General features: G+C 45.1%; 18 protein-coding genes. 9 read left to right on the forward strand and 9 right to left on the reverse strand.

The window, feature by feature from the left end; all coding sequences use genetic code 11:
- Positions 1–6: 6 nt before the first annotated feature.
- Complete coding sequence (locus DW182_RS17125) at positions 7–948, forward strand: tRNA-dihydrouridine synthase family protein (protein ID WP_118296289.1); 942 nt, start codon at positions 7–9, stop codon at positions 946–948.
- Positions 949–957: 9 nt separating this feature from the next.
- Here the strand turns inward: DW182_RS17125 and DW182_RS17130 are convergent, their stop codons facing one another.
- The 5 genes from DW182_RS17130 to DW182_RS17150 all read right to left on the reverse strand — a co-directional run bounded on the left by DW182_RS17130 (position 958) and on the right by DW182_RS17150 (position 8,127).
- Positions 958–2,325, reverse strand: coding sequence for a sulfatase (locus tag DW182_RS17130; protein WP_118296290.1), 1,368 nt, complete (start codon positions 2,323–2,325; stop codon positions 958–960).
- A 28-nt stretch (positions 2,326–2,353) separates the two neighbouring features.
- Positions 2,354–5,419, reverse strand: a complete 3,066-nt coding sequence (locus tag DW182_RS17135) for a chondroitinase family polysaccharide lyase (protein WP_199678609.1) — start codon at positions 5,417–5,419, stop codon at positions 2,354–2,356.
- Positions 5,420–5,461: 42 nt separating this feature from the next.
- Positions 5,462–6,154: a DUF6250 domain-containing protein gene (locus tag DW182_RS17140; protein WP_118296292.1), complete on the reverse strand. Its 693-nt coding sequence runs from the start codon at positions 6,152–6,154 to the stop codon at positions 5,462–5,464.
- Positions 6,155–6,257: 103 nt separating this feature from the next.
- Positions 6,258–6,773, reverse strand: a complete 516-nt coding sequence (locus DW182_RS17145; RefSeq protein WP_118296293.1) for a DUF4348 domain-containing protein — start codon at positions 6,771–6,773, stop codon at positions 6,258–6,260.
- A gap of 79 nt (positions 6,774–6,852) precedes the next feature.
- Complete coding sequence (locus DW182_RS17150; protein ID WP_118296294.1) at positions 6,853–8,127, reverse strand: DUF2851 family protein; 1,275 nt, start codon at positions 8,125–8,127, stop codon at positions 6,853–6,855.
- Between the two features lie 96 nt (positions 8,128–8,223).
- On the opposite strand from DW182_RS17150, the gene dapB reads away from it, so the two are divergent.
- The 6 genes from dapB (at position 8,224) to uxuA (ending at position 14,461) form a co-directional block, all read left to right on the forward strand.
- Positions 8,224–8,985 carry a 4-hydroxy-tetrahydrodipicolinate reductase gene (gene dapB, locus DW182_RS17155; RefSeq protein WP_118296295.1) on the forward strand — a complete coding sequence of 254 codons (762 nt, stop codon included), beginning with the start codon at positions 8,224–8,226 and terminating at the stop codon, positions 8,983–8,985.
- Positions 8,986–9,013: 28 nt separating this feature from the next.
- Positions 9,014–10,486 (forward strand): S26 family signal peptidase, encoded by a 1,473-nt coding sequence (locus DW182_RS17160; RefSeq protein ID WP_118296296.1) that lies wholly within the window; start codon positions 9,014–9,016, stop codon positions 10,484–10,486.
- Positions 10,487–10,495: 9 nt separating this feature from the next.
- On the forward strand, positions 10,496–11,431 hold the full coding sequence (gene lepB, locus DW182_RS17165; RefSeq protein WP_118296297.1) for a signal peptidase I: 936 nt from the start codon (positions 10,496–10,498) through the stop codon (positions 11,429–11,431).
- A 43-nt stretch (positions 11,432–11,474) separates the two neighbouring features.
- The gene (locus DW182_RS17170) at positions 11,475–12,107 is read left to right on the forward strand and encodes a WbqC family protein (RefSeq protein ID WP_118296298.1); all 633 of its coding nucleotides are present in this window, start codon (positions 11,475–11,477) and stop codon (positions 12,105–12,107) included.
- 287 nt (positions 12,108–12,394) lie between these two features.
- Complete coding sequence (locus tag DW182_RS17175) at positions 12,395–13,204, forward strand: SDR family oxidoreductase (RefSeq protein ID WP_007661421.1); 810 nt, start codon at positions 12,395–12,397, stop codon at positions 13,202–13,204.
- Positions 13,205–13,285: 81 nt separating this feature from the next.
- Positions 13,286–14,461 carry a mannonate dehydratase gene (uxuA, locus tag DW182_RS17180; protein WP_118296299.1) on the forward strand — a complete coding sequence of 392 codons (1,176 nt, stop codon included), beginning with the start codon at positions 13,286–13,288 and terminating at the stop codon, positions 14,459–14,461.
- Positions 14,462–14,575: 114 nt separating this feature from the next.
- Here the strand turns inward: uxuA and DW182_RS17185 are convergent, their stop codons facing one another.
- A complete protein-coding gene (locus DW182_RS17185; RefSeq protein WP_118296300.1) occupies positions 14,576–15,028 on the reverse strand; it encodes a DUF4469 domain-containing protein in 453 nt (150 codons plus the stop codon).
- A 258-nt stretch (positions 15,029–15,286) separates the two neighbouring features.
- Here DW182_RS17185 and DW182_RS17190 point away from each other — a divergent pair, with 258 nt between their 5' ends.
- Together DW182_RS17190 and DW182_RS17200 are read left to right on the forward strand one after the other, a co-directional pair.
- Positions 15,287–16,246: a hypothetical protein gene (locus DW182_RS17190; protein WP_118296301.1), complete on the forward strand. Its 960-nt coding sequence runs from the start codon at positions 15,287–15,289 to the stop codon at positions 16,244–16,246.
- Positions 16,247–16,487: 241 nt separating this feature from the next.
- Entirely contained in the window at positions 16,488–17,450 is a 963-nt protein-coding gene (locus DW182_RS17200; RefSeq protein ID WP_118296302.1) for a hypothetical protein, read from the forward strand.
- A 91-nt stretch (positions 17,451–17,541) separates the two neighbouring features.
- Here the strand turns inward: DW182_RS17200 and DW182_RS17205 are convergent, their stop codons facing one another.
- Genes DW182_RS17205 through DW182_RS17215 form a run of 3 tightly spaced genes read right to left on the reverse strand, consistent with a single transcriptional unit; the run spans position 17,542 to position 23,600 of the window.
- Positions 17,542–20,805, reverse strand: a complete 3,264-nt coding sequence (locus DW182_RS17205) for a fimbrial protein (protein WP_118296303.1) — start codon at positions 20,803–20,805, stop codon at positions 17,542–17,544.
- Between the two features lie 39 nt (positions 20,806–20,844).
- Complete coding sequence (locus DW182_RS17210; protein ID WP_118296304.1) at positions 20,845–22,452, reverse strand: fimbrillin family protein; 1,608 nt, start codon at positions 22,450–22,452, stop codon at positions 20,845–20,847.
- Between the two features lie 44 nt (positions 22,453–22,496).
- Positions 22,497–23,600, reverse strand: coding sequence for a hypothetical protein (locus tag DW182_RS17215; RefSeq protein WP_118296305.1), 1,104 nt, complete (start codon positions 23,598–23,600; stop codon positions 22,497–22,499).

Genomic DNA, 23,600 nt, shown 5'->3' on the forward strand with positions numbered 1-23,600 from the left:
ATTGATATGCAGAGTACCCTCCCCATTCATTTTGCCCCGTTGCAAGGTTACACCGAGGCTATTTACCGACAAGCGCATGCCCGTATATTCGGTGGTATAGAGAGCTATTATACCCCTTTTGTACGTGTAGAGCACGGAGAAATCCGAAAAAAAGACATGCGCGAGATTGCTTTGGAAAACAACCGTGGCGTGCAGCTTATTCCGCAACTCATTGCGCCCGATGTGGACAAAATGGAGCAGATAATTGCCCTATTCATCGAAAAAGGATATAAGAATGTGGACATAAATCTGGGATGTCCTTTCCCTCTTTTGGCTAAACGGCACAATGGTTCAGGAATGCTTCCTTATCCCGAAGAGGTACGGGAGTTGCTGACTGCTGCCATAAAGAATCACCCCGACCTTCAGTTCTCTGTCAAGATGAGGTTGGGTTGGGAGAATGCGGAAGAATGTCTGGCTTTGCTACCCTTGCTGAATGAACTGCCACTGACACATATCATCATGCATCCCCGACTGGGTAAACAACAATATAAGGGGGAAGTCGACTTAAAAGACTTTGAAGCCTTCTACAACGAATGCCGCCATCCGCTTATTTATAACGGTGATTTACTTACAGTAGAAGATATACAGGCCATCAGAGAACGTTTCCCACAACTGGCAGGTATCATGATAGGTCGTGGACTGCTTGCCAATCCCGCCTTAGCTTTGGAGTATCAACAGGGACATCCGCTTTCCGAAAAGGATATGCAGGAGAGACTCAGACTGTTCCATGCTGATGTATTTGCCCAGTATGGTAATCTTCTGGAAGGGGGAGACAAACAGCTGCTGACAAAAATGAAGAACTTCTGGGAATATCTAATGCCGGATGGAGACCGGAAAGCAAAAAAAGCAATTCATAAGTCCAACAAGCTGGAAACTTACCAGGCGGCAGTCCGCAGCTTGTTGGGGTAATCATTGATCTTATTCCGGATTTACGCCCGGAATCGTATGTACATCTTTACGTATCTGCGCTACATGATGCAATTTCATCCAGTCGTGCAGGTACTCACGGTGTTGCAGCAGGATCTCTTTGTATCTCTCCTCGATGGCGAGATTGCGCATTTCACCGCGGTCTTTTTCCATATCAAAGAGTTGTTCACGATAAAGACCTTTGTCGTACAACACATATTTGTAGCGAGAGGTACGTAAAGCCCAGCCACGTGTGTTCCCGCCTTTATCGAAAGTGGTTTCAGTCACAATGTAGTCCTGATGCTTCAACGACGGATCGGCTTTCTCTACCAACGGTCTGAAAGAGACACCATGCAGGCCTTCAGGAAGCCGGATACCTGTCCAGTCACAAACTGTTGCAAAGAAATCCACACCATTATTCACGAGTTGCGGCATCTCCTTGCCGGCATTCTTCTTCCCCGGTAAGGTTACAATCAAAGGGATATTTACCACCTCTTCATACAAAGCCGATTTCTGGTTCCAATGGTGTGCTCCCACTCCGTCGCCATGATCACTGGTGAATATCACGACTGTATTCTTCCATAAGTCCTGTTTGTCCACAGCATTCAGAATCTTACCGATTTCTGCATCCACCTTTTCAACCAGACGGTAATAGAGGCTCCGGTAACGGCGCCAATCATCCGGAGTGTAGTTACGGGTAGGATAAGCCGAATAATTCAAGCTCTGCTCATAACTGATAACATCAGCGTCATAGGGATTCTTAGCGAAATTAAGAGGTAGTCCCGGCCACTCATTCTGTGGAAGGTCTTCTATATTTCCCCAAGGCAAATTCTGGCTACGCGCGTACTCACAGATATTATGCGGGTTATCGAATCCAGCCACAAGGAAAAAGGGTTTGGTATGTTTTTGTTCCAGAAAACCGACACAGGCTTCTGCCAGCCCATTATCACTATGAGGATGGATAGTAGTAAAACCGAACTCTTTATCCGGCATGGAGGCTGTATGTACATGCCATTTACCGGCATAGATACAATCATAACCGGCATCCTGCATCAATGTTCCCAAAGTCCGGGTACGCAATGAGTCCGGTATCGGCGTACCGTTTCGGGCAAGTCCTACTTCGTGCGAAGTATAGCCTGTAAACATAGCCGCTCTGGCAGGCCCACTCAGGGGCGTAGAGCAATAGGCATTACGGAACAGGATACCTGCCTGTGCCAGCTTATCCATATTCGGGGTATGCAAGTCATCGTTTCCCATGCAACTCATCGCAGAGGCGGTCTGCTGATCGGTTACAATATAGATGATATTAGGCAACTCTTTCGCCCAAACCAAGGAAGGAGCGAGAGCCGTTGCACACAACATTATATTCTTTACTTTCATCACAGCGCTATTTTAAGGATTAATTTCATTATCTCTTCAGCTCCACATCGAAGCTGGCGGCATCCCTACATATAAAACGCAGAACCGTTTGCTGCTTATCTTTGGAAATCATTTTGCAATAGGGAGTTTCTGCAACATTCCATTCACCCTTTAAAGTAACGGTTACAGGTATTTCACCACTATCATTGTCAATCCAGGGACGTGAATAGATGCTGCGTTCTATGCGTTTGCCATCCTTGTCAAAGGCCTCGTCACTCGAACCCCGGTACAGTGCCAGGTCCGGTTGGGAAACGGTCAATAAAAGTTTATCTCTGTCTTCACGTATCATGACGAGGCAGGAAGTATCGGCTTTCTGCAGCAATCCCTCCTCAGGCAATGCCTGTGGTGTTTCAAAAAGTACGTATGAGGTCAGCTTATCAGTCAGAGAACGAACGATATGAGCGTTGTGATCCTGTTGCAATACCCTGTAAGACGGTTTCTTTGCGAAAGCTTTCAAGGAAACTGCATCCGTACGGGGCAGGACAGCATATTCATAGGAAGCACCTTTCGGAGCCTTTCCATGCTCTAATACCAATGAAACCCAATCACCGGAAGTAGGTTTCGGATTACGTTCACCTACGGTAACTTGTGGGAAATTCTTTTCATATTTTGCCACTTTCATCGAGTTTTTCGACAAATAATAACCTACTCCGTTAGGATCGATATAGGTCTGTCCGTCACTTTTATAAGCTGCCCAGTAATCATGCATTTCGGGAGTAGTGGCTGCCAATTGGAAAACGGTAGTCTCTGTCGGGAACTCTTCATTTGTATTCTCAATATCCGTACCCAGACATACAATCGTTCCATTGAAGAAGTGATAAGACTTGCGGGCACGGTGTGAGCCGTTGTACTTGTCATGCTCATGAAGCTTCATACCGAAGTTACCATTTAATTTCGCCTGAGACAAGCCACCAGCAAAAGCCTCATCGGAATAAAGCATTTCTTCCATGCCGGAGAAAGTATCTACATTCATCACTTTAGCGCGAAGCTGATCGAATGGTAAATGAATAGTCGTCGTACCGGGGAAACGGTTCCAATCGAATCCTGCTTCTTGCCAGCCACTGGTGGTAAAAGTAACCATTTCATCGGGCTTTCCGGTTAATATTTGCATGCTGCCGTGAGCCAAATAACGACCGAAGAAGTTGGCATCCAGATAATGTTCTGCTGCCCAAAGGTAACGGGAATGTCCGCGTACCACAGCTGCCCAGTTATCCCGGCGCTGTACTGAAACACAACCGTACCCTAACGCCAGATTACCTTGCGGATTGGGTTCGGGGCGGAATCCCTGTGCTTCAAATAGCTGTTTTAGCTTTTGTTCGTAAGCGGTAGATGCCTTCGGCAGATAGTCAGGAGCATTCTTATCAGGAGTTTCCGTATAAGAAACCAGACGCAGATAAGCAGCAGCCAATTCTGGATCGTATTTTTGTTTCCCATCGGGAGTGCCAGCTAATGCCAAAGTAGCATATTGTACGGGGATCAATTGTCCCTTTCCATTGGGATGGCGTCCTGACATGGAAAGAGCCCATTGCTTGGTATTACAATAGAAACGCATGGTGAGCAATACATTCTTTACTGTTTCGTGTGCTATTTCAGATACTTTGAATCCTGTTCCGCTCAACAGATAAATCATATTTGTGGCACCATCCAGACCGCCGACCGCATAAGCCGGATAGTTATTGCGATGATGGAAACAAGCACCATCTTTTTTGAAAGAACCGGCCAATCCGAGTGCCGGACGGCAACCATAATCTATCCAGCGGGAGAAAGAACGGAGGTATTGAAGCTTTTCAGGGGTATCTTCCATAATCAGGATACTTGCCATGCGGCCCTGTGTCTGTGTATTGAAAGTATCTATATCAATGCCATTGATCGTGGGTTTAGGATATACTTCATTGGTAATGGCATACCAACGCAAGGTGCGTTCCGCTTCATTCAGCTTTCCGGTTTCCCTCAATACGTCTTTCATCAGGAAATAGGCCACATACAAACCGCGCATGCTGTATCCGTAATGATGGATATTCCCCCAACAACTGCCATAGGCTACTCCCTGATCGGTGATATGGTCGTACATGGCCAGGAACTTCTGTTTCAGTTCATCCTTTGTCACAGCATCCGAAGCATTGTTATAGGCATAGGCTATCCGGCGCATCAGATTGAAATACTCACTCATCTCCATCCCTAACTTGGTGAACATACCTTTATCCCAGTTGGGATACATACGTTCGTAAGCTTCTGCCTGTCGTACCATGAAGATGGGTAGTCCGCTTACAACACCTTCCTTGTAAGTAATCCCATAGAAATCATATTTCTTACGAATGCCTTCCATCTCTTTTTCTGTAAGTTTAGAAGGAGTATAAAGCATATCACGGAAACGTTTTTCCATCAACTGCATATCTTGTCTGTCCTTCTCACTAACCGGAGTAAGGGCTATTTCCGGTTTCCACAGGGAGTGTTCATAAATCACCAGCCAATGGTTGGTGGTTCCTTTATTAACGAAGGGTACCTGCACATCGGCTGTTTGCTGACGGGCATCCACCTTACTGGCAGTTATCAGATGGTCAATGAACAGCTCTCCTTTTACATCAGGTGCAATGATGCGCAGTTCATTCATCCCGGATTCAGGAATACCTTGCATATCACGCTCATAGCAGACCCAGGCAGCACGCCAGCCGGTGAAGTTAATACCGAAAGGAAAAGAAGTGCACTTCTTTCCGTCTTTCAAGAATTCAAACTCAATAGTAGTATCTTGGGCTTTTGCGTTGTACACCCAAACAATGAAAGCGGAAAGGTAAGTATCTTTTCCGGTAGGGTCTTTCTTCTCGAACTTCAGATCACGCTGAAGAGTCAACACAGAGCCAGGTTCGAAGGTCCATCGCAAACTGTGTGTACCGTCTTTATAATGTCGGTCGCTGATGCCGAGCGTGGCTTTCGTTGCGCTTAAACCGGTAGGAAGCTCGGGTTGTTCAAAAGAGAGTAACCGTTCATTCCTTACAATCTGTGCCGACAGGTTAAAGGAAAATAGTACAGTACATGCAGCAACAAGGGTAGATTTCATCAGATTAAGTTTCGTCATCATGGTATGAGAATATTAATAGAGTTAATTCAAATGTTCGGTACGGAAATTCGTGAAGCGGACATGATTTTGAAGAAGGCGCAAGCCAAAATGTCCACCGCCTGCACCGGCTTCAAGAGGCAGACGGAAAAGTTCCTCATCATCTACTAAGAAAGTGGTGCTATTATTTCGAACACGAATCCGGATATGATACCACCGGTTCGGCTTCAATAGATGAACGGGATCGGTATATTCTTTAATCAAAGGTTTGATGCGAGCTTCATCTATATCGTAAAACTGACCGTAGTAACGACGGAAACGGGTAGTGGTATTATCATTACCACCATAGCCTACATAGAACAGATTCAATGTATTATAATTACGGAAGATACCATTTCGCCAAGTGGAGCGGGCTAATAATTTGCCGGGGTGTTTCGGATCATTTGCAGCCCAGAAACAGTTCATGTCGCTCAGGCGGTCGTGTTCTCCGCCATTCATCACCATGCAAATATGATAACTGATTTCATAATCACCGGTCAGGCGGTCTTTATACCATAAAGTAAGCCCTTCGGGGACAATAAGTTCAAGCGTATCTTCACGGATAGTGAAGTCCATCATTCCCGACTGGTCTTCGGCAATCCAATGACCTAAGGAAGCGCGCTCTTGCGCCAATAAAGTACAAGGGAGAACAAGGAAAATACATTTCCACAGAATATGTATGAAAGTTGAATGTGTCATTTCCGGTATTAGTTTCGTTTACAATATTTCCACATTGCAAAGAAACGGTACTTTTTAGAGAAAAAGACACATAAATCGTACAGAAAAAGTATATTTTAGTAATTTAAGGATGCATCTCCTCAAAGGCCTTATTCTCTTCTTCTATCATAGTGATAGTTTCCGGCAACTCACTGATAGGAAGATCGAAGTTATACCAATCGGTATAGCAATCGGTGACATACCACTTTCCGTCAATTAGTTCGAACACCACACGAAGGGAAGCTTCCGACTCATCATAACCTGCCTCAAATTCTTTATGTTTGGGGTTGTTTACTGTGAAACGGGAGACATAAACTCCTCCTTCCTCGTCTGTGATACGCTCTTCTTTGAATGCATCTTCGCCCAGCAAAGCCCACTTCTCACGTGTAAACGGAAAAGTTTTCTCCGTCTCACCATCTTCCTCTAACAGGGCAATGGGAGTTTTCAGCGGAAACTTGATACGGGAATACTGGAAAGAGGCACTAGAAGTAAATTTCTTGAGGAATACTTGGAAGTCCTCATTAGTTGCGGCAGCATGACCATTCATAGTCGTCAGCATAAGTACCGCAAAAAGACAAAATACAAAGTGAATTGCCTTCATCTGGTTACAATGTCAAAGGGGTTATTAATCAGGCGCAAAGATAATGCAAAATCCGAAAGCGATACAAAAATAAGCAAGCTTATTTTTGCCGCAGATACTCAAACCCAAAGCGACAGCGCAGACAGTCTTTCTTATCGCAATACTCTTTCTGAAGTTGCAGTAAGGCTTGCGAGTCGGCAGCAGTAGATACAGGCAGCCCTGCCCCACTCCAATGGCGAATGATGTGATTATCTTCTGCCTTCAGGCTCTCAAGAAAACGGGTGGCACGTTCGCAGAGTGCTTCGTCTGCTTTATGCAAACCGTAAGCATAGAGGAAAGGAATGACAGTGTTAATCACAATCAGGTTTTGTGCATTCTTTCCGACTTGTTTTTCCTGTCTGGGAGAAGTCTTTTTAAAATTAAAATGCTCTTCCCAATACGGAGAGGTACTAACAGTCAGTAGTTTCCGGACAGCTTCCAGCGTTTCCGCTTCCATGATGCGGGAGAACAACGAACGTTCCCTATAATATAGGCTTGCCAACTGTGCCAGCCGGACATGGGGAAAATTGCCGGGACGCAAACGGAGAAAACGCCATTGGGTGGCGGGCATTGGAGCTGATAATTCAAACTTATGCTGCAAATAGCTGAACTCTTTCTGTAACTTCCGGTAATATTCATCCTCATCCGGCAATTCCTCATCCAGCAGCCCCGCTTGTCCGAAGAAGAAAGCTTCCACCTGAAAGAGATTATCTCGGTGCTTATCTATCGCCCGGAAAGGTAAATGATTGGCCCATGCCTCAAAAGCATCCCCATTCAGCCCGAAACCAAAGTTACGGGACAAGGTAATGAAGAATACATCTTCCCAATGATTATTGCAATGCTCCAATCGGGCGGCAATAACACGGGCCTTCTGTTCAAAGCGTTCCACCTGCAAAGCAGAAAGCCAAGAATGGACTGTTAATTTCGGAAGAGAAGCTAATATGGAATAGCAAGGAGGATAAATCTCCGCATGGCTCAGCTCGGTATAGTGCCGACGGATGGACTCGGGGCAAGAAAGCTGCAACTGGGGTACCGATGCACCGTTCGCACGAAACACTTCGCAATCTACAGTCTCCGCTACATGCAGGATCACATTATCATAAGCAACATCTTTATCGTGCCCATGCCGCATCCAGTCGGAGGCAACAGTATGTACTTCAACGTTTCCCACCCAGAGGGTACCGTCTATTTTCAGTTTGGCATTAAAGAAGTCGGGGCCTGCATTCGTGTTCGGTAGTCCGGCATCTATCACCTCAACCGGCTTGCCGGTAGTCGTCCGAAGCATCTTCAAAGGAAAGATTTTATGCTTCCAGACATAATGCAATAGTAGTTCCATTGTTAACAAGAAGTTAATATTGCCCGCAAATGTAAGAAAAACATTACCTTTGCGACCTATAAAATGTTGATAAAGTGAATTAAAACAGAAGAAAGAATGAAAATAGCATTAATCGGTTATGGAAGAATGGGTAAGGAAATCGAGAAGATTGCCCTTAGTCGCGGACACGAGATTGTCAGCATCATCGATGTAGATAACCAGGAGGATTTTAAATCGGATGCTTTCAAGAGCGCTGATGTTGCCATAGAATTCACTAACCCCATGGTAGCCTACAATAATTATATAAAGGCTTTCGAAGCCGGTGTGAAGTTAGTTTCCGGCAGTACGGGTTGGATGGATGAACATGGCGATGAAATCAAAGAGCTTTGTACCAAAGGAGGTAAAACGCTATTCTGGGCGTCGAATTTCAGTCTGGGCGTCAGCATCTTCTCTGCTGTGAATAAATATCTGGCAAAAATAATGAACCAGTTTCCGGCTTACGATGTGACAATGAGCGAAACACACCATATCCACAAACTGGATGCTCCAAGCGGTACGGCTATCACGCTTGCCGAAGAAATTCTGGAAAACCTCGACCGTAAAGAACGCTGGGTGAAAGGAACCATGCAGGCAGCGGATGGAACCGTTTCAGGTTCTACCGAATGTGCGGCCAATGAACTACCCGTCAGCTCTATCCGTGAAGGGGAAGTGCCGGGTATCCACGTAATCCGCTACGAATCGGAAGCTGACAGCATTATCCTTACGCACGATGCCAAGAACCGCAAAGGTTTTGCGCTGGGTGCCGTACTCGCTGCCGAATTTACTGCTAATAAGGAAGGTTATCTGGGAATGAGCGACTTGTTCCCTTTCCTGAAATAATAAAACAGACCATAAATAACAAGCTAAAATGAGAAAAGCAACTCGCGCCCAATGGGTTAAATTCGCAATCGTCACCGTACTTTACCTCGCTTTCCTGATATGGGTGAAAAGCTGGCTGGGATTGATCGTCGTACCTTTTATCTTCGACATTTACATCAGCAAAAAAATTCCCTGGGGCTTCTGGAAAAAATCAGAAAACCCGGCTGTACGCAGCGTGATGAGTTGGGTAGATGCTATCGTGTTTGCATTGGTAGCTGTTTACTTCGTCAATATCTACGTATTCCAGAATTATCAGATACCTTCTTCTTCACTAGAGAAATCATTGTTGGTAGGCGATTACCTCTACGTCAGCAAATTAAGTTACGGTCCGCGCGTGCCCAATACGCCGTTGTCCATGCCGCTGGCTCAGCACACCCTGCCACTGGTAAATACCAAATCGTACATTGAGTGGCCCCAATGGGACTACAAACGTGTTCCGGGTCTGGGTAAAGTGAAACGGAATGATATCGTCGTCTTCAATTTCCCTGCGGGAGATACCGTAGCCACCAACTATCAACAAACGGACTTCTATTCCCTTGCCTACAACGAAGGGCAGCGAATGTATCCGAATCCTGTAAATATGGACAGTCTGACGCGTAAGCAACAACGTGCCGTTTACGATTTGTACTACAATGCCGGAAGAAACCTGATACTTTCCAATCCTAAAATGTATGGTGACGTTGTTGTCCGCCCTGTAGACCGCCGCGAGAATTATGTAAAGCGTTGCGTCGGATTACCGGGAGATACACTTGAAATCAGGGATGCCCAAGTCTATATCGACGGGAAGCCTCTTGAAAACCCGGAAGACATGCAACTCAACTATCTGGTACAGACCACAGGCCCGTACATCACAGAAGATATGTTCCGCGAACTGGGCATCAGTAAGGACGATCAGGCAATGGTCACTAACGAAAGCCTGTTAATGGAGATGGGATTAACCCACCGTGATGCACAAGGGCGCCTAGCTCCTACCTACGATCTGCCGCTGACAAAGAAAATGCTTGAAACGCTATCTGCAAATAAGAAACTGGTCAGCCGCATTGTCATGGAACCGGAAATGTTCACCGGCCAGATGTATCCGCTGAATCTCTATACAAAGTGGGATCGCAATAACTACGGCCCAATCTGGATACCGAAGAAAGGTGCTACCATCAAACTGACCGAGGATAATCTGCCCATCTACGAACGTCCTATCAGAGCATACGAAGGCAATACTCTGGAAGTAAAAGAGGATGGTATCTACATCAACGGCAAAAAGACAGACGAATATACCTTCAAGATGGACTATTACTGGATGATGGGTGATAATCGCCACAACTCTGCTGATGCCCGTTCCTGGGGATTCGTTCCGGAAGATCATGTCGTAGGTAAGCCAATTGTAGTTTGGCTGTCACTCGATAAGGATCGCGGCTGGTTTGACGGTAAAATCCGTTGGAACCGAATATTTAAGTGGGTAAAGTAAGCACCTGAAATGAAAAAGGCATGGAAGATAACGGGAGCAATCATCGGAATAATACTCGTTGTAGTGTTACTCCGAGGTTGCGTTATGACTTCCTACCTTATTCCCTCATCGGGTATGGAGAACTCCCTGTTTCAGGGAGAGCGTATCCTAGTAAATAAATGGAGCTATGGGTTGCGCCTTCCCCTCATGGCGTTGTGGAATTATCATCGTTGGGGAGACAGTCCCGTAGAAAAGGAAGACATTATCGTCTTCAACAATCCGGCTAATCTTTCAGAGTCTGTCATTTCCCGACGTGAGGTTTTCATCAGCCGTTGTATCGGCGTGCCGGGGGATACGTTGCTGATAGATTCCCTGTTTTCCGTCATTCCATCGGAAAAGAATGCTCCCGATCAGAAGTTCCTGTACGCCTATCCCCGGAAAAAGGAGAAGCAACTTGATTCATTACTCACTCTCCTTTCCATATGTGATAATCGCCTGATGGGACAGGACAGCGTAAAGAATGTACGTAGTTTCAGCCGTTACGAATATTATCTGCTGGAACAAGTCATGAACGGAAACTGCTGGATAAAACTACTGGATAAGAAAGACTCCATAGAGGCCTTACGTCCGCTGATTGTTCCCGGTAAGGGAAAAGCTGTACGTGTATATCCGTGGAACCGGACTCTGCTACGCAATACCTTGGTGCTGCATGAAAATAAACAAGCTGAGATTAAAAACGATACCTTATATATAGAAGATAAACCTGTGCAACATTGCTACTTTACCAAAGATTATTACTGGGTAAGTGCCAATAACTCCATCAATCTCTCTGATTCCCGTCTGTTCGGTTTCGTCCCTAAAGACCACATTATCGGCAAAGCCTCGCTCATCTGGTTTTCTAAGGAAAGTGAAACCGGACCGTTCGGAGGGTACCGCTGGAAACGTTTTTTCAGTCCCGTACAATAGAAAAGGAAAAATTGTAAGAGAACTACCAAAGAATGAATTCAAAATGAAAACCGTATATCTTTCTTCTGCCTATCTGGCACCCATAGAATATTATGCCAAGTTACTGGCTTATGACAAGGTCTTTATCGAGCAGCACGACCATTATGTGAAACAGACCTACCGCAACCGCTGTACCATTGCAGCACCGGACGGTGAATTGGCACTTTCCATCCCTACCGTCAAGCCCGGCACCCTGAAATGTCCACTAAAAGACATCCGTATCTCCGATCATGGCAACTGGCGGCACCTGCATTGGAATGCTCTGTCATCTGCTTATAATCATACGCCTTTCTTTGAATACTACAAAGATGATTTCCAGCCTTTCTATGAGAAGAAATATGAGTTTTTAGTCGATTTCAACGAAGAATTATGTCGTCTTGTCTGTTCACTGATAGATATACAGCCGGATATGGAACGCACCGATATGTACAAGTTCGACTTTACATCCGAAGAAGATGATTTTCGCGAACGAATTCATCCGAAGAAAGATTATAAAGAGGAAGACCCGGACTTCATAGTCCAGCCTTATTATCAGGTCTTCCAGGAACGGCTCGGCTTTCTGCCCAATCTCAGCATCGTCGATTTACTGTTTAATATGGGACCAGAGAGCTTACTGATATTGCAACGTTCATTTTGAAAATTTCTGCAGGGACAGGAAGAATCACGCCTGACCAATAATCATAGTACGCAGGCCATTGATTTCATTGGCATCTTCTTGATGGCAGGAAAATCGGAATCTACCCCAATAATTTATGCAGACTATTATTTTCTGAAAGCATTAGTCCAAAAAGACGCTTTTAAGCAATAATTAATACTTTTTGATATAAGAGTTCATCTTTTTGAGACGTTTGTTATAGTAAACAAGCTACTTTTCCACTATTTTTGTAGCACAGAGATTTAGAATAAACTTATAAATGAAAAGACATGAAAAACTTATTCGACATTAAAGACAAAGTGATTATCGTTACCGGCGGTTGCGGTATCCTGGGTAAAAGTATTGCTAACTATCTTGCAGAACAAGGTGCCAAAATCGTAATCCTTGACCGTGTAGAAGAAATTGGTAAGGAACTGGAAGCAGAACTAAGTCAAAAGACAGAAGCTATGTTTCTTGTAACAGACGTTCTGAATAAAGAAATATTAGAAGAAAACAAAAAAGCTATCCTGAAACGTTTCGGCACCATCGATATATTGCTGAATGCTGCAGGTGGGAATATGCCCGGTGCTACTATCGCCCCGGATAAAACGATTCTCGACCTGGAAGTAGATGCTTTCAGAAAAGTAGTAGACCTGAACCTTTTCGGTACGGTATTGCCTACAATGGCATTTGTAGACGTGATGGCAAAGAATAAAAAAGGAGTTATCGTAAACTTCTGCTCTGAATCAGCTCTGCGTCCTCTTACACGTGTGGTAGGATATGGCTCTGCCAAAGCTGCCATAGCCAACTATACCCGTTATATGGCTACGGAATTGGCCACTAAATTCAGTCCTGAGCTTCGTGTAAATGCTATTGTTCCGGGCTTCCTGCTAACAAACCAGAACCGTGCCCTGTTGACTAACCCGGACGGGTCTTATACCGACCGTGCAAAGACCATCATCGCCCACACCCCATGCGGACGTTTTGCCGAACCGGAAGAATTGTTCGGAACCATCCACTACCTCATCAGCGATGCTTCCAGCTTCGTAACAGGTGCTTTGTCAGTAGTAGACGGTGGCTTTGATGCTTTCTCTATCTAACACTTACAGAGTGTTCTATATTTGCTTCATAAATATCTATTTATCAACATAGTACAAATCAATAAATCAAGCCTATTCATTATGATATTATGTGAACAAACCTGGCGCTGGTACGGTCCTAACGATCCGGTCAGCCTATGGGATATCAAACAAGCCGGAGCAACCGGTATCGTAAACGCTTTGCACCACATTCCCAATGGTGAAGTGTGGACAGTAGAAGAAATCATGAAACGCAAAGAAATGATCGAAGCTGTCGGTCTGCGCTGGTCAGTAGTAGAAAGCGTACCTGTGCATGAGCATATCAAAACCCAGACTGGAGAATTCCAGAAATACATTGATAACTATAAAGAAAGCCTGCGCAACCTCGGTAAGTGTGGCGTGAATATCGTAACCTACAACTTCATGCCCGTACTGGACTGGACGCGTACCGACCTCGCTTATGAACTGCCTGATGGTAGCCGCGCCCTGCGCTTCGAACGTGCCGCTTTCATAGCCTTCGACCTTTTCTTGTTAAAGCGTCCCGGTGCAGAAAACGACTACACCGACGAAGAAAAAAACAAAGCAAAAGCCCGCTTCAAGCAGATGACGGATGCCGACAAGCAGCTGCTCGTTCGCAACATGATTGCCGGACTGCCCGGTTCGGAAGAGAGCTTCACACTGGAACAATTCCAGCAAGAGCTTGATCGTTATAAAGACATCACTCCGGAAAAGTTGCGTGCCAACCTGATTTACTTCCTGCAAGAAATCACTCCTGTTGCCGACGAAGCCGGTGTAGAGTTGGTTATCCATCCGGATGATCCCCCTTGCTCCATCCTTGGACTGCCTCGTATCATGAGCAGTGCTGCCGATTTCCAGGCATTGATTGACGCTGTTCCTAATAAGAGCAATGGCCTTTGTCTCTGTACCGGTTCCCTCGGTGTCAGCAGTTCCAACGATCTGGAAGGTATGATGAAACAGTTTGGTGACCGCATTAACTTCGTACACTTCCGCAGCACACAGCGCGATGCAGAAGGTAACTTCTACGAAGCCAACCATCTGGAAGGTGATGTAGACATGTATCATGTTATGAAAGCTTTCCTCGAACTGCAACAAAGAAGACAAGTATCCATCCCTATGCGTCCCGACCATGGGCACCAGATGGTAGACGACCTGAAGAAGAAAACCAATCCGGGATACTCCTGCATCGGTCGCCTGCGCGGACTAGCAGAATTAAGAGGTTTGGAAATGGGTATAGCAAAATCTATCCTCAAAGAATAGATTCCAAAACCACATAGTTTAGACTAAAATAATAAGGGTATGCCTAAGGAGAAAAGCACATCTCCGGCATACCCTTCGCTCATTTCATAGAGAACTTAAATCAAAATAGAGAGCTTATATTAAATCACTACAACTCCTCCTGGCAAACAAACTTACATATCTCTCTTCAAGCACTTTCAATCTTATTGGCAAGGTATAAGTAAAGTCAACCTTCCCACCTGCGTGAATCATCATTATCGGAGAATATTCTCCCGGCTCCAAAACAGGCAGGATCACCAACACCTCTGTGTCAGTATACTTAAACACTCTTTTTACATGTATCAATGTGCCCTTATCGGAGACGGGAGAAAGCCCCAAGTAAATTGTTCCAAGCGAAGATAGACACAGATTCTCACCTGTAATTACGACTGGCGCATTCGGGGTGATAGTTCCGTCACGCAAACCCGTCAACGGATCATATACCTCTTTGATAACAGGAACTTTCTTTCCAAAAATCATTGGATATTCATTCCTTTCCTGATTCTTATGATGCAACTCGACCGCTATTTTCTTTCTATCTTTCATCATTTATTCTATTCCATTTTAGTTAGTCATTACAGTCTCCTAAACTGCACTACAAAATTACACCGCAATCCATATACTTTTGTGACAAGAAAAAGAAAGATCAAGTACTCAGACTTTCTATATATGACGATTCTAATCAATCGCAGCACCTTTTTCGGAAATGAGGTACTTCTAAAAATAAATGTTACGATTTTCGAAACAAGTAGCCCTCCAAAAGTGTTAAATAGACAATAGACAAACCTCTAACTCAGACAGAAGATTATGATAACAAACGAGTTAAACACAGGATTAGTTAATGCCGTCAGAGAAAAGCTCCCATCCAAAGAAAATCTTGCCAATACTTTAATGGACATTCTTTATATAGGCAAAGAAGCTATCTACCGCCGGCTCCGCGGTGAAGTACCTTTCACCCTGACCGAAGCCGCCATTATATCCCGTAAACTGGGTATATCGCTGGATAAAATGATAGGCGTGAGCTTTCAGGATAATGCCGTTTTCGACATGAATATAGTGAGTAGCAGCAAGCCTCTTGAAACCTACTACTCTATTCTGGAAAAGCAGGTAGAGTTATTCCGGAAGGTGAAGGATGAAGAGTACTCGGAAATCGGGACTTCATCCAATATCATTCCGCTGACCCTTTCACTGAACTATAATATGCTTTCTAAATTCCGGCTGTTCAAATGGATGTACCAGAATGAAAACATAAAGTGCAAGCATTTTGAAGAAATGGAAATCCCGCAGAAGATAGTGGACAAGCAGAAGGAATACGCCCATGCGGTAGACCATATCCACTCCGTAGATTACATCTGGGACAATATGATTTTCAGCCATCTGGTCAATGATATCCAGTACTTCTGCGACGTGCATCTCATCTCCGACGAAGATAAGAACCTCCTCAAGGAAGAACTGCTTTTAGTAGTGGACGACTTGGAAGAACTGGCCTCCCGCGGAAAGAGCAAGACGGGCAACGACGTCAAAATCTATATTTCGAATATTAACTTCGAGGCCACTTACAGTTACTTGGACACAAGCAGCATACAGCTCAGTCTGATCCGGATATATTCCATCAACTCCATCACCACGCAGGACAGCGAGATGTTCCGCGGTCTGAAGGAGTGGATTCAGTCGTTGAAGAAGTTCTCTACGCTGATATCAGAAAGCGGTGAAATGCAGCGCGTCCAATTCTTTAAACAACAGCGAGAAATTATCGGTGCATTATAGCCTTTACTTTCCGAAAACTGCAATTGTTCAGACAATTATTCTCTATTATCGAAAACAGATAGAACCCCTATCTGTTTTTTTTCGTCATTCAACTATTTCATATTTCATTCTTTTCAAATAGAAAATACTCACGTTTTCATCACATGATTTCAATCACAAAAGTTCCGTTAACAAGCTCTATATTTGTATATGCCACAAAATCGAGCTATGCATTTGATTATTAACAAAAAAAGAATAGGCTATGACGAAAAATTATATTGTAAAAGAGTTGATTAATGAGATGAAGGAGAGGATTCCGCAAGGGCAGAACTTAGCCAACTATCTCACGGATACGCTGTACATGGGAAAAGAAGCCGTTTACCGCAGGCTACGCGGCGAGGTTGCATTCACCTTTGATGAAATAGCCGTAATCTCCCATAATCTGGGCATCTCCATTGACCAGATTATCGGAAACCATCTGTCGAATCGGGTCACTTTCGACCTGAATCTGCTGCATTCGCCCAACCTGTTCGAGAGTTATCATGAAATCATCGAACGCTATCTACGGATTTTCAGTTCTATGAAGGGGGATAGCAATGCCGAGGTATATTCGGCTACCAATACCATTCCCTTTACCCTCTACTCATCTTATGAGTACCTGTCCAAGTTCCGTCTGTGCCGGTGGATTTATCAGAACGGCAAGGTGAAGACTCCCAATTCCCTGAGCGAAATGCATGTGCCCGAGAAAATAATTACTGCTCACAAGAAGTTGAGCGAGGGGCTGAGAAAACCCAAGAAGACATTCTTCATATGGGATAGCAACGTCTTCCAATCTTTTGTAAAGGAGATAAAGTATTTTGCAGGGCTGAACTTGATATCCACCTCGGACATGATGTATCTGAAGAATGAATTGCAACAATTACTCATCGATCTGGAACACTTGTCGGTGAAAGGAGAATATGGTGAGGGACATGAATTGTTTATTTATTTGTCGAACATTGATTTTGAAGCGACTTATACATATGTAAGCAACCGGGATTTCCAAATCAGCCTTTTCAGGGTATATTCCATCAACTCCATGGATTCGCAAAGTCCGCAAATCTGCGAAATACAAAAGAACTGGATACAATCGTTGAAAAGACATTCAACACTGATCTCAGGGAGTGGAGAAGCGCAGAGAATTGCATTTCTGGAAAAGCAGAGGAGTTTTATTGAAATGCTATAAGAAGAGGCAGCACCGAAGTACTATGAAAATGAGCTGTATCAGAAATGACTTAAATAAGGGGTATTTTATAATACAGCTCATTTAGTTAGTCTTATGGTATTGACGTTACTGTCCTCACGCAACGGTACCAAGCCCAATCTACCGATCCGCTCTCTGTCCATGCACTAAACTCATTACGCTGACGGTCCTTAGTCCAGTTATATCCAACTAACCAATATTTGTCTTCCCGTTCGGTCAACGCCCAGTGCACAGCAGCAATTTTCTGATAATTAATTCCCCAGTTCACCATACTGCCAAAACCTTGATTGTCGAGGCTAAAGAGCGAACCTCCCAGACTGTGAACCAGATACAGCTCACGCTGCGTGGGCAGACGCCAGCCATTTCCCTTGGCCTCACATGCAGCCTTTGCCTCTGCCCAAGTCTTACCATTACTGCTGGTGTTCTCTATCTGAAACATCGGAGCCACTTTGTTCATCGCTTCGGTCTTATCCGGAGTTACACCTGAAGCAAACAACGCCGAAGGGTCCACTCCTCCATTCGCATCCCGGGAAACAACAGTAACCCCTGAGGCACCCTCCGAAATATAAGGGTACTTTGTTCCGCTATTGGTATTGTCTCTCACACAACGGAAATAATTGGTAGTAGCATTGAATTGCGGATAACCTACCGTAAATCCCAGTTCAAAATAAGAGCCGGAAGTTCCCGTCGGATAATAGGACGAAGACCAGTAGTTACCACTCCAATTCCGATACCATCCATATATACCCTGCTCATACCCGGCATTGCTTCCTGTTGCATCACCACCCACAGCATCCAGATAGGCAAATGATAGTAGCAGCTCACTTGCAGTAGGCAAGCGCCAGCCATCACCTATATTTTCACATATAGTCTGTGCTTCGTCAACACTTGCTTTACGTCCCTCGTACCGTTGTCTTGTAACACCATTATCATCATCATAATCATTAAGAAGAAGCCGATTGTCGAACCGGATTGGGTAAAGGTAGAAAAGAGGATCTCCTTCAGTTGTATATGACTTCTTTTCGGACACCATCTGAAGTTCAAGCGTACGATAAAAAGGGAAAAAATCGTTTTGCGCAGTATGCATCACATTCCTAAACGTAATTCTTATTGTTCCCTTTTTCCCTTCTTTCCACTTCCCGGCATGGAGCTTTAGCCTAAAGTCATATCCACGCTTCCAAACATCCCATCCCTTACCATCATCATCAAAATCTACGACAGACTCCTGATACATCTTCGGTTCCGCATTCGTTCTGCCCACCACTATATCACTATCCGCGTCGGGCCGCATCAATCCGGTTCCGTCGTCACCGGTGATATCCAGTATTTCAACATTTTCAATTGTCCAGTTATTATTGACAAACAGTTGCAGATATTGCTCTGCTCCTAAAGGAACCTTAAAGGTACGACTATTACCAACAGTGGGGTAATATCGGAATGAAAACTGCAATTCGCCCTGATTGATAGGAAGGGGTACTTCATTAAGGTAAGTGCCATCCTTATCAAACAGATTGAAAACAAGATTGTCCCAACGCCACCACCAACCACCGGCACTTTCACTGGTACCGTCACCCGCACGCCTCGGATTGGGTTGCACGGTAAACGCCTGCACTTTTTCAGTGAATGGTTTCCTGCTATCCCTATACAATTGAGGAATCAGACCACCGTCAGAATACCGGACTCTGTCGATGCCATCGTCTTTATATAACTGGACATCCACTTTATCTACGGAAAACATCACATATACCGTCTGCGCCTCGATAGGAAGATCATCACCGTCAGGGTTTTTGATCGGGAAAAAAAGGCCATTCTCTAACTCATTCCCGTATGCATCGACAAATTTGATAATCCCCGGGTCTATCACTCCCTGCGTCACTTTAATATCGTAAGTCAACCGGCCTGCTGTCAGAGTGACGGTCGCCGTGCGGGTGGTTCCGGTAATTCCATTATGATAATAAGGAATTCTCAGCAAAAGTTGTGTATCCTCGTTCGCAACACCTGACACTGTAGCAGTTCCCGCAGAAAAGCCAAGCCAATCGCTCCCTTCCGTAACAGTAGCCTTCCAGCCACCGAGGTGGTCGGTAAAGACGTTGATAGCGTAACCGTTATTCTGGTGCTGCGTCACACTGATTTCCGATTCACCCACACCAAGCATATACTGCCCGTTGTAGACTACATCCTTGACCTTATCCCGGTCATAAAGTATCAACCGGAATTTAAGATTGGACATGACTGTATAGGATGCCAAAGCCTCCCTGAAACTTTCATAGCCAATGCCCGAAGCTTCCGTTACGGTAATAATGTATTTATAGTTTCGCCTCAAAGACAGGTATTCAACTTCCTCTCCTATCTTTTCGTTTTTTGTGAAATCCACACGGTAGAAGGTTGATTTACCGTCACCTATTTTTCCCTTTACAATCAGACAGACAGCGTCCTTACGGCTCGAAGCTCCGTCTTGTCCCACGCCACCGGCATTCTTCGCAGCAGGTGCCTCGAATGTATAAATCTCTCCGTTATAGGGCGTGTTTCCATTCACGGAATAAAGGATTGCATCCCCTTCCTCCGTCTTTTTGCCACTGTCGGCCGGAAGGTTCGGATCATCCGGAACCGGATCTTTAAGCTTTCCATTCGCATCCCATGCCGGAGCAATATATCCGATAGTATTATAATTAGCCAGATAAACCTCTTCGACCGTGAAGTTCGATGCGGAATTACGAATGTCGATACGCGCCAGCATACGTTTCATGTTGATTCCTGTTATAGAATTCATCGAAGGAGTGATTTTTGCCACTTCTATCTCACCGTACATAGGAATCCGTGTGTAACCATCAGCCGAGGAACCGTCTGCCGTCCATTTGCCGGTGTGGCTGTGAAGCAGATCTTTCATCACCTTAACTTTAGTGGTTTCTCCTTTCCTGAATTCCGACGCAATAGCGCCAAGTTCCCTATTCGCCACAACCACAATACAGGTTGATGCGGTAGTGGGAGAAAGCACAGCAGAGAAACTCACCGTAGAGTTATTATTAGCCAAATCCTGTGTAACTCCCATGCCACTAACCCATTCCAAATATACAGCAGGAGTTTTCGATGCATCAAAAACAAGTATATCCACGGTCTTTATTTCATCTTCCTTCTTGGCTACTCCCGTTCCGGCCATTGTACGTGAAGATACGGATGGCATTTCAACGTCGGGAACCGTCAGGGTGAACCGGACACCATTTCCTGTTTGGGGAGGTATTGACTCAAACTCCTCTTGCACACAACCGGTAAGCCATATTAATGCCAACAAGGCTGCCAAGAGAAAGTTCTTTCTAAAAATTAAAGTCTTATATTGCATATTCTTATTTCCTTTCTTTTATATATCATGTATCTACCACTACGGTACAGTCAATATTACCAGCATGGGTGGATTATCACCGTTCGTATTGCTCAGTGTAAGCGTGGCTTCTTTACCGGTCACAGCATTTGCTTTGAAATAGAAATAAACCGCATCACCGCTTATACCGCTTGACTCTATTATGGTTTCTGTATTGAGCAGAATATTATCAGCATCTTCCACTTGGGTTATTTTCCACTCCCACCAACCCGGATTGCCCGAGGTAAAAACAATCTTGCGACGTTGCATGATCCCACTTCCTCCATCACTGCTGTCCAATTGTACACCGTAGTGCATCCACACTCCGTCTACACTCCATTGTTGTAGAGACACTTGACGCCGCAGATTACCTGCACTAACATAGAACCTCGTCCACCGTTCAGATTCAGTATCAGAATCAAACTCGAGCAACATGACATTGATATTATAAGTATACACACCTTCCGAAACAGATGGCGGGGTTATATTGACCGTTGCCCACTTTTCCATGCCATCCGTGTCTAATTGCGCACCCGGATCATAGCCCGTATTCGTAATCGCGTTGTAGTTCGTTTTCACTTCTATATCAACTGTGGCAGGTTTACCGGCTGTCTGCACCTTGGTCTGCGATAACTTAAGATAATACTGCTTGTCGAAAATCACATTTACCGGGCTCTCGTCCCACTCAAGCGGAGTGGCTGACAGTTGATAGGTCTCATTCGATATCGTAAAGTTATAGTTGATATATTCTCCCGACTCCCAAGTATGCGGATTCTTAGTGACAATCTCGCTGAGCAGGAATTCATAATCGCCATAGTTAGTGGTGACAACGATCTTGGCTGTTGCTGAGAAGTTGTCGGTAGGCAACATGAGGAATGTATCACCAATCAAGGTGGCATCCTCGGTCACCGTCTTATTGCCGGTGGGGGTAGAAGCGATACTTCCGGTGGTAACATCGCTCCAGACAAACTTCGGTTTGTTATTCTTCGTAGCAGTGGTTGGTATTTCAGCCACAGTGAGCTTGCCGCTTTGTCCCACATTCTGAAACTCTATTTTCTCGATGGTTACTTCATCAGGTACCGGGGCCACCTTTTTGAATGTAAAGGTAACCTTAGTCAGCGTGTGGTAGAAGTGTATATTCACACCTTCAACCCATGCAGGTCCCGATACAGCCGCCAGTACATCCACATGATTAGAGGTTGCCGCATTCGTTGTATGGCTCAGCACCATTTCACCGGGGTCGGTGAAATCCGTAGTGGGTGCATTCGCACCGCTGAACGGATACCAGGAAAAGAACCTCATGCTCGCATTTTGCAAGCCGGGCCAATATTGCAGCGGCGAAATCGTAGCTGTCAGGTCGGTGTTTACTCTGGCACTTGCATTGAAATATTGTTGAGGAGCAGAAGAATTGGGTGTCAGAGAACCAAAAAGACCAAATGTTTCTCCTTTCAGGTCGGTATTCGAGGAGATAACCGTACCACGAGTGTCGACATTGCCGCCTTCTCCGATACGTTGCACAACAATCAATTCCTTATCGCACGTCATCTCTTCGCCGATACACGAATAGAGGACAGCCGAAAGGATAGCCGCTGTTATAATCATCCTGATATTATTTATAGTCTTTATCATCTTACTTCTTTTCCGAAATTAAAAAACACAACCGGTGAAAGGCATTACAAATCCATATCCAGATCAATGTCTTGCCTGTCACCCCAATCTTCTACGGTTATCGTCAGTATCTGAATACCGATTTTTCCTACACGTGCCGTTATCTGGTACACGTTGTTCCGCCGGATCTCCGTAAAAGGCTGCGCTGTCGGGCTGCCTTTATCATCAACCTTCGTTATGGTTTCAATCACCTTTTCAGTGATCCCGGTGATGTCCGAAGGCCCTTTCGGGACATTAGCCATACTGACAGCCAGCCGGTCGGAATAATCCGACTTGAATATACGCTCGGCAGTATAGAACGAGCAAAGTAATTTCCGGTTTTTAGCCCCGGTAGCCGATGAATATGCCCACGTTTCTGATGTTGTTGCCGTCCAGGCACCCGGTAATAAATCGCTTTCCGGCACGTCTTCCTTCACTTTTCCGTAGTTCTTCGAAGAGTCGGCGTTATCACGCGTACCGTTATCCACGTTTCCCATCACGAAGTAACTATCGCGGGAGAGATTGTGCAAAGTGACACTGGTACTTCCGGCTGTATATCCGGTCACCGCCCCGCCGTCTATAGCTTCGAGAAAGACATCTACCCGGGCTACGGCACGTTCGATTACCATTTCTACCGTTTTGGTTTCGGCCGGTGCTACAGATATACCTCGAATCACTCCTGTCATGGGCATTCCGGTCGTAGAAGCAATTTCACCATTGCTGTCCAGTATAGAGGCAATGGAGTAATCCAGTTCTTGCAACAGCGGTAGTTCGGTAATGCCGTTAAGTTCTGCAGTGAGACTTTGCGGCTCATTGGCTATGACTATAACTATTATATCCTTGTTGGGAACCACTTTGAGAAGTTGTGCGGTTATATCGGTGGCTGTGCCCGGAGTATCCAATATGACGAGTTTATTCACATCCAATATCGCGCCACTAGTCGCGTTACCGAATACGATAAACCGGATGGATTTTATCTCCTCCTGCCGTTCCGCATCTCCATTGTTCACCAATCCGATGCTGAGCTGCGCCCGGGTAAGGGTAGGCAGTTCATCGGCCGCATCTCTGCTACATGCGAACAAAAGAGTTGTGAATACCAAACAAATGATATGTAATAGCTTTATTCTCAT

Origin of the sequence: Bacteroides sp. AM16-24, from assembly GCF_003471885.1 — a bacterium.
Lineage (GTDB): Bacteria > Bacteroidota > Bacteroidia > Bacteroidales > Bacteroidaceae > Bacteroides.

Coding starts and splice junctions, on each gene's coding strand:
- DW182_RS17125 (WP_118296289.1), top strand. CDS start 7: ATGCAGAGTACCCTCCCCATTCATTTTGCCCCGTTGCAAGGTTACACC.
- DW182_RS17130 (WP_118296290.1), bottom strand. CDS start 2,325: ATGAAAGTAAAGAATATAATGTTGTGTGCAACGGCTCTCGCTCCTTCC.
- DW182_RS17135 (WP_199678609.1), bottom strand. CDS start 5,419: ATGAAATCTACCCTTGTTGCTGCATGTACTGTACTATTTTCCTTTAAC.
- DW182_RS17140 (WP_118296292.1), bottom strand. CDS start 6,154: ATGACACATTCAACTTTCATACATATTCTGTGGAAATGTATTTTCCTT.
- DW182_RS17145 (WP_118296293.1), bottom strand. CDS start 6,773: ATGAAGGCAATTCACTTTGTATTTTGTCTTTTTGCGGTACTTATGCTG.
- DW182_RS17150 (WP_118296294.1), bottom strand. CDS start 8,127: ATGGAACTACTATTGCATTATGTCTGGAAGCATAAAATCTTTCCTTTG.
- dapB (WP_118296295.1), top strand. CDS start 8,224: ATGAAAATAGCATTAATCGGTTATGGAAGAATGGGTAAGGAAATCGAG.
- DW182_RS17160 (WP_118296296.1), top strand. CDS start 9,014: ATGAGAAAAGCAACTCGCGCCCAATGGGTTAAATTCGCAATCGTCACC.
- lepB (WP_118296297.1), top strand. CDS start 10,496: ATGAAAAAGGCATGGAAGATAACGGGAGCAATCATCGGAATAATACTC.
- DW182_RS17170 (WP_118296298.1), top strand. CDS start 11,475: ATGAAAACCGTATATCTTTCTTCTGCCTATCTGGCACCCATAGAATAT.
- DW182_RS17175 (WP_007661421.1), top strand. CDS start 12,395: ATGAAAAACTTATTCGACATTAAAGACAAAGTGATTATCGTTACCGGC.
- uxuA (WP_118296299.1), top strand. CDS start 13,286: ATGATATTATGTGAACAAACCTGGCGCTGGTACGGTCCTAACGATCCG.
- DW182_RS17185 (WP_118296300.1), bottom strand. CDS start 15,028: ATGATGAAAGATAGAAAGAAAATAGCGGTCGAGTTGCATCATAAGAAT.
- DW182_RS17190 (WP_118296301.1), top strand. CDS start 15,287: ATGATAACAAACGAGTTAAACACAGGATTAGTTAATGCCGTCAGAGAA.
- DW182_RS17200 (WP_118296302.1), top strand. CDS start 16,488: ATGACGAAAAATTATATTGTAAAAGAGTTGATTAATGAGATGAAGGAG.
- DW182_RS17205 (WP_118296303.1), bottom strand. CDS start 20,805: ATGCAATATAAGACTTTAATTTTTAGAAAGAACTTTCTCTTGGCAGCC.
- DW182_RS17210 (WP_118296304.1), bottom strand. CDS start 22,452: ATGATAAAGACTATAAATAATATCAGGATGATTATAACAGCGGCTATC.
- DW182_RS17215 (WP_118296305.1), bottom strand. CDS start 23,600: ATGAGAATAAAGCTATTACATATCATTTGTTTGGTATTCACAACTCTT.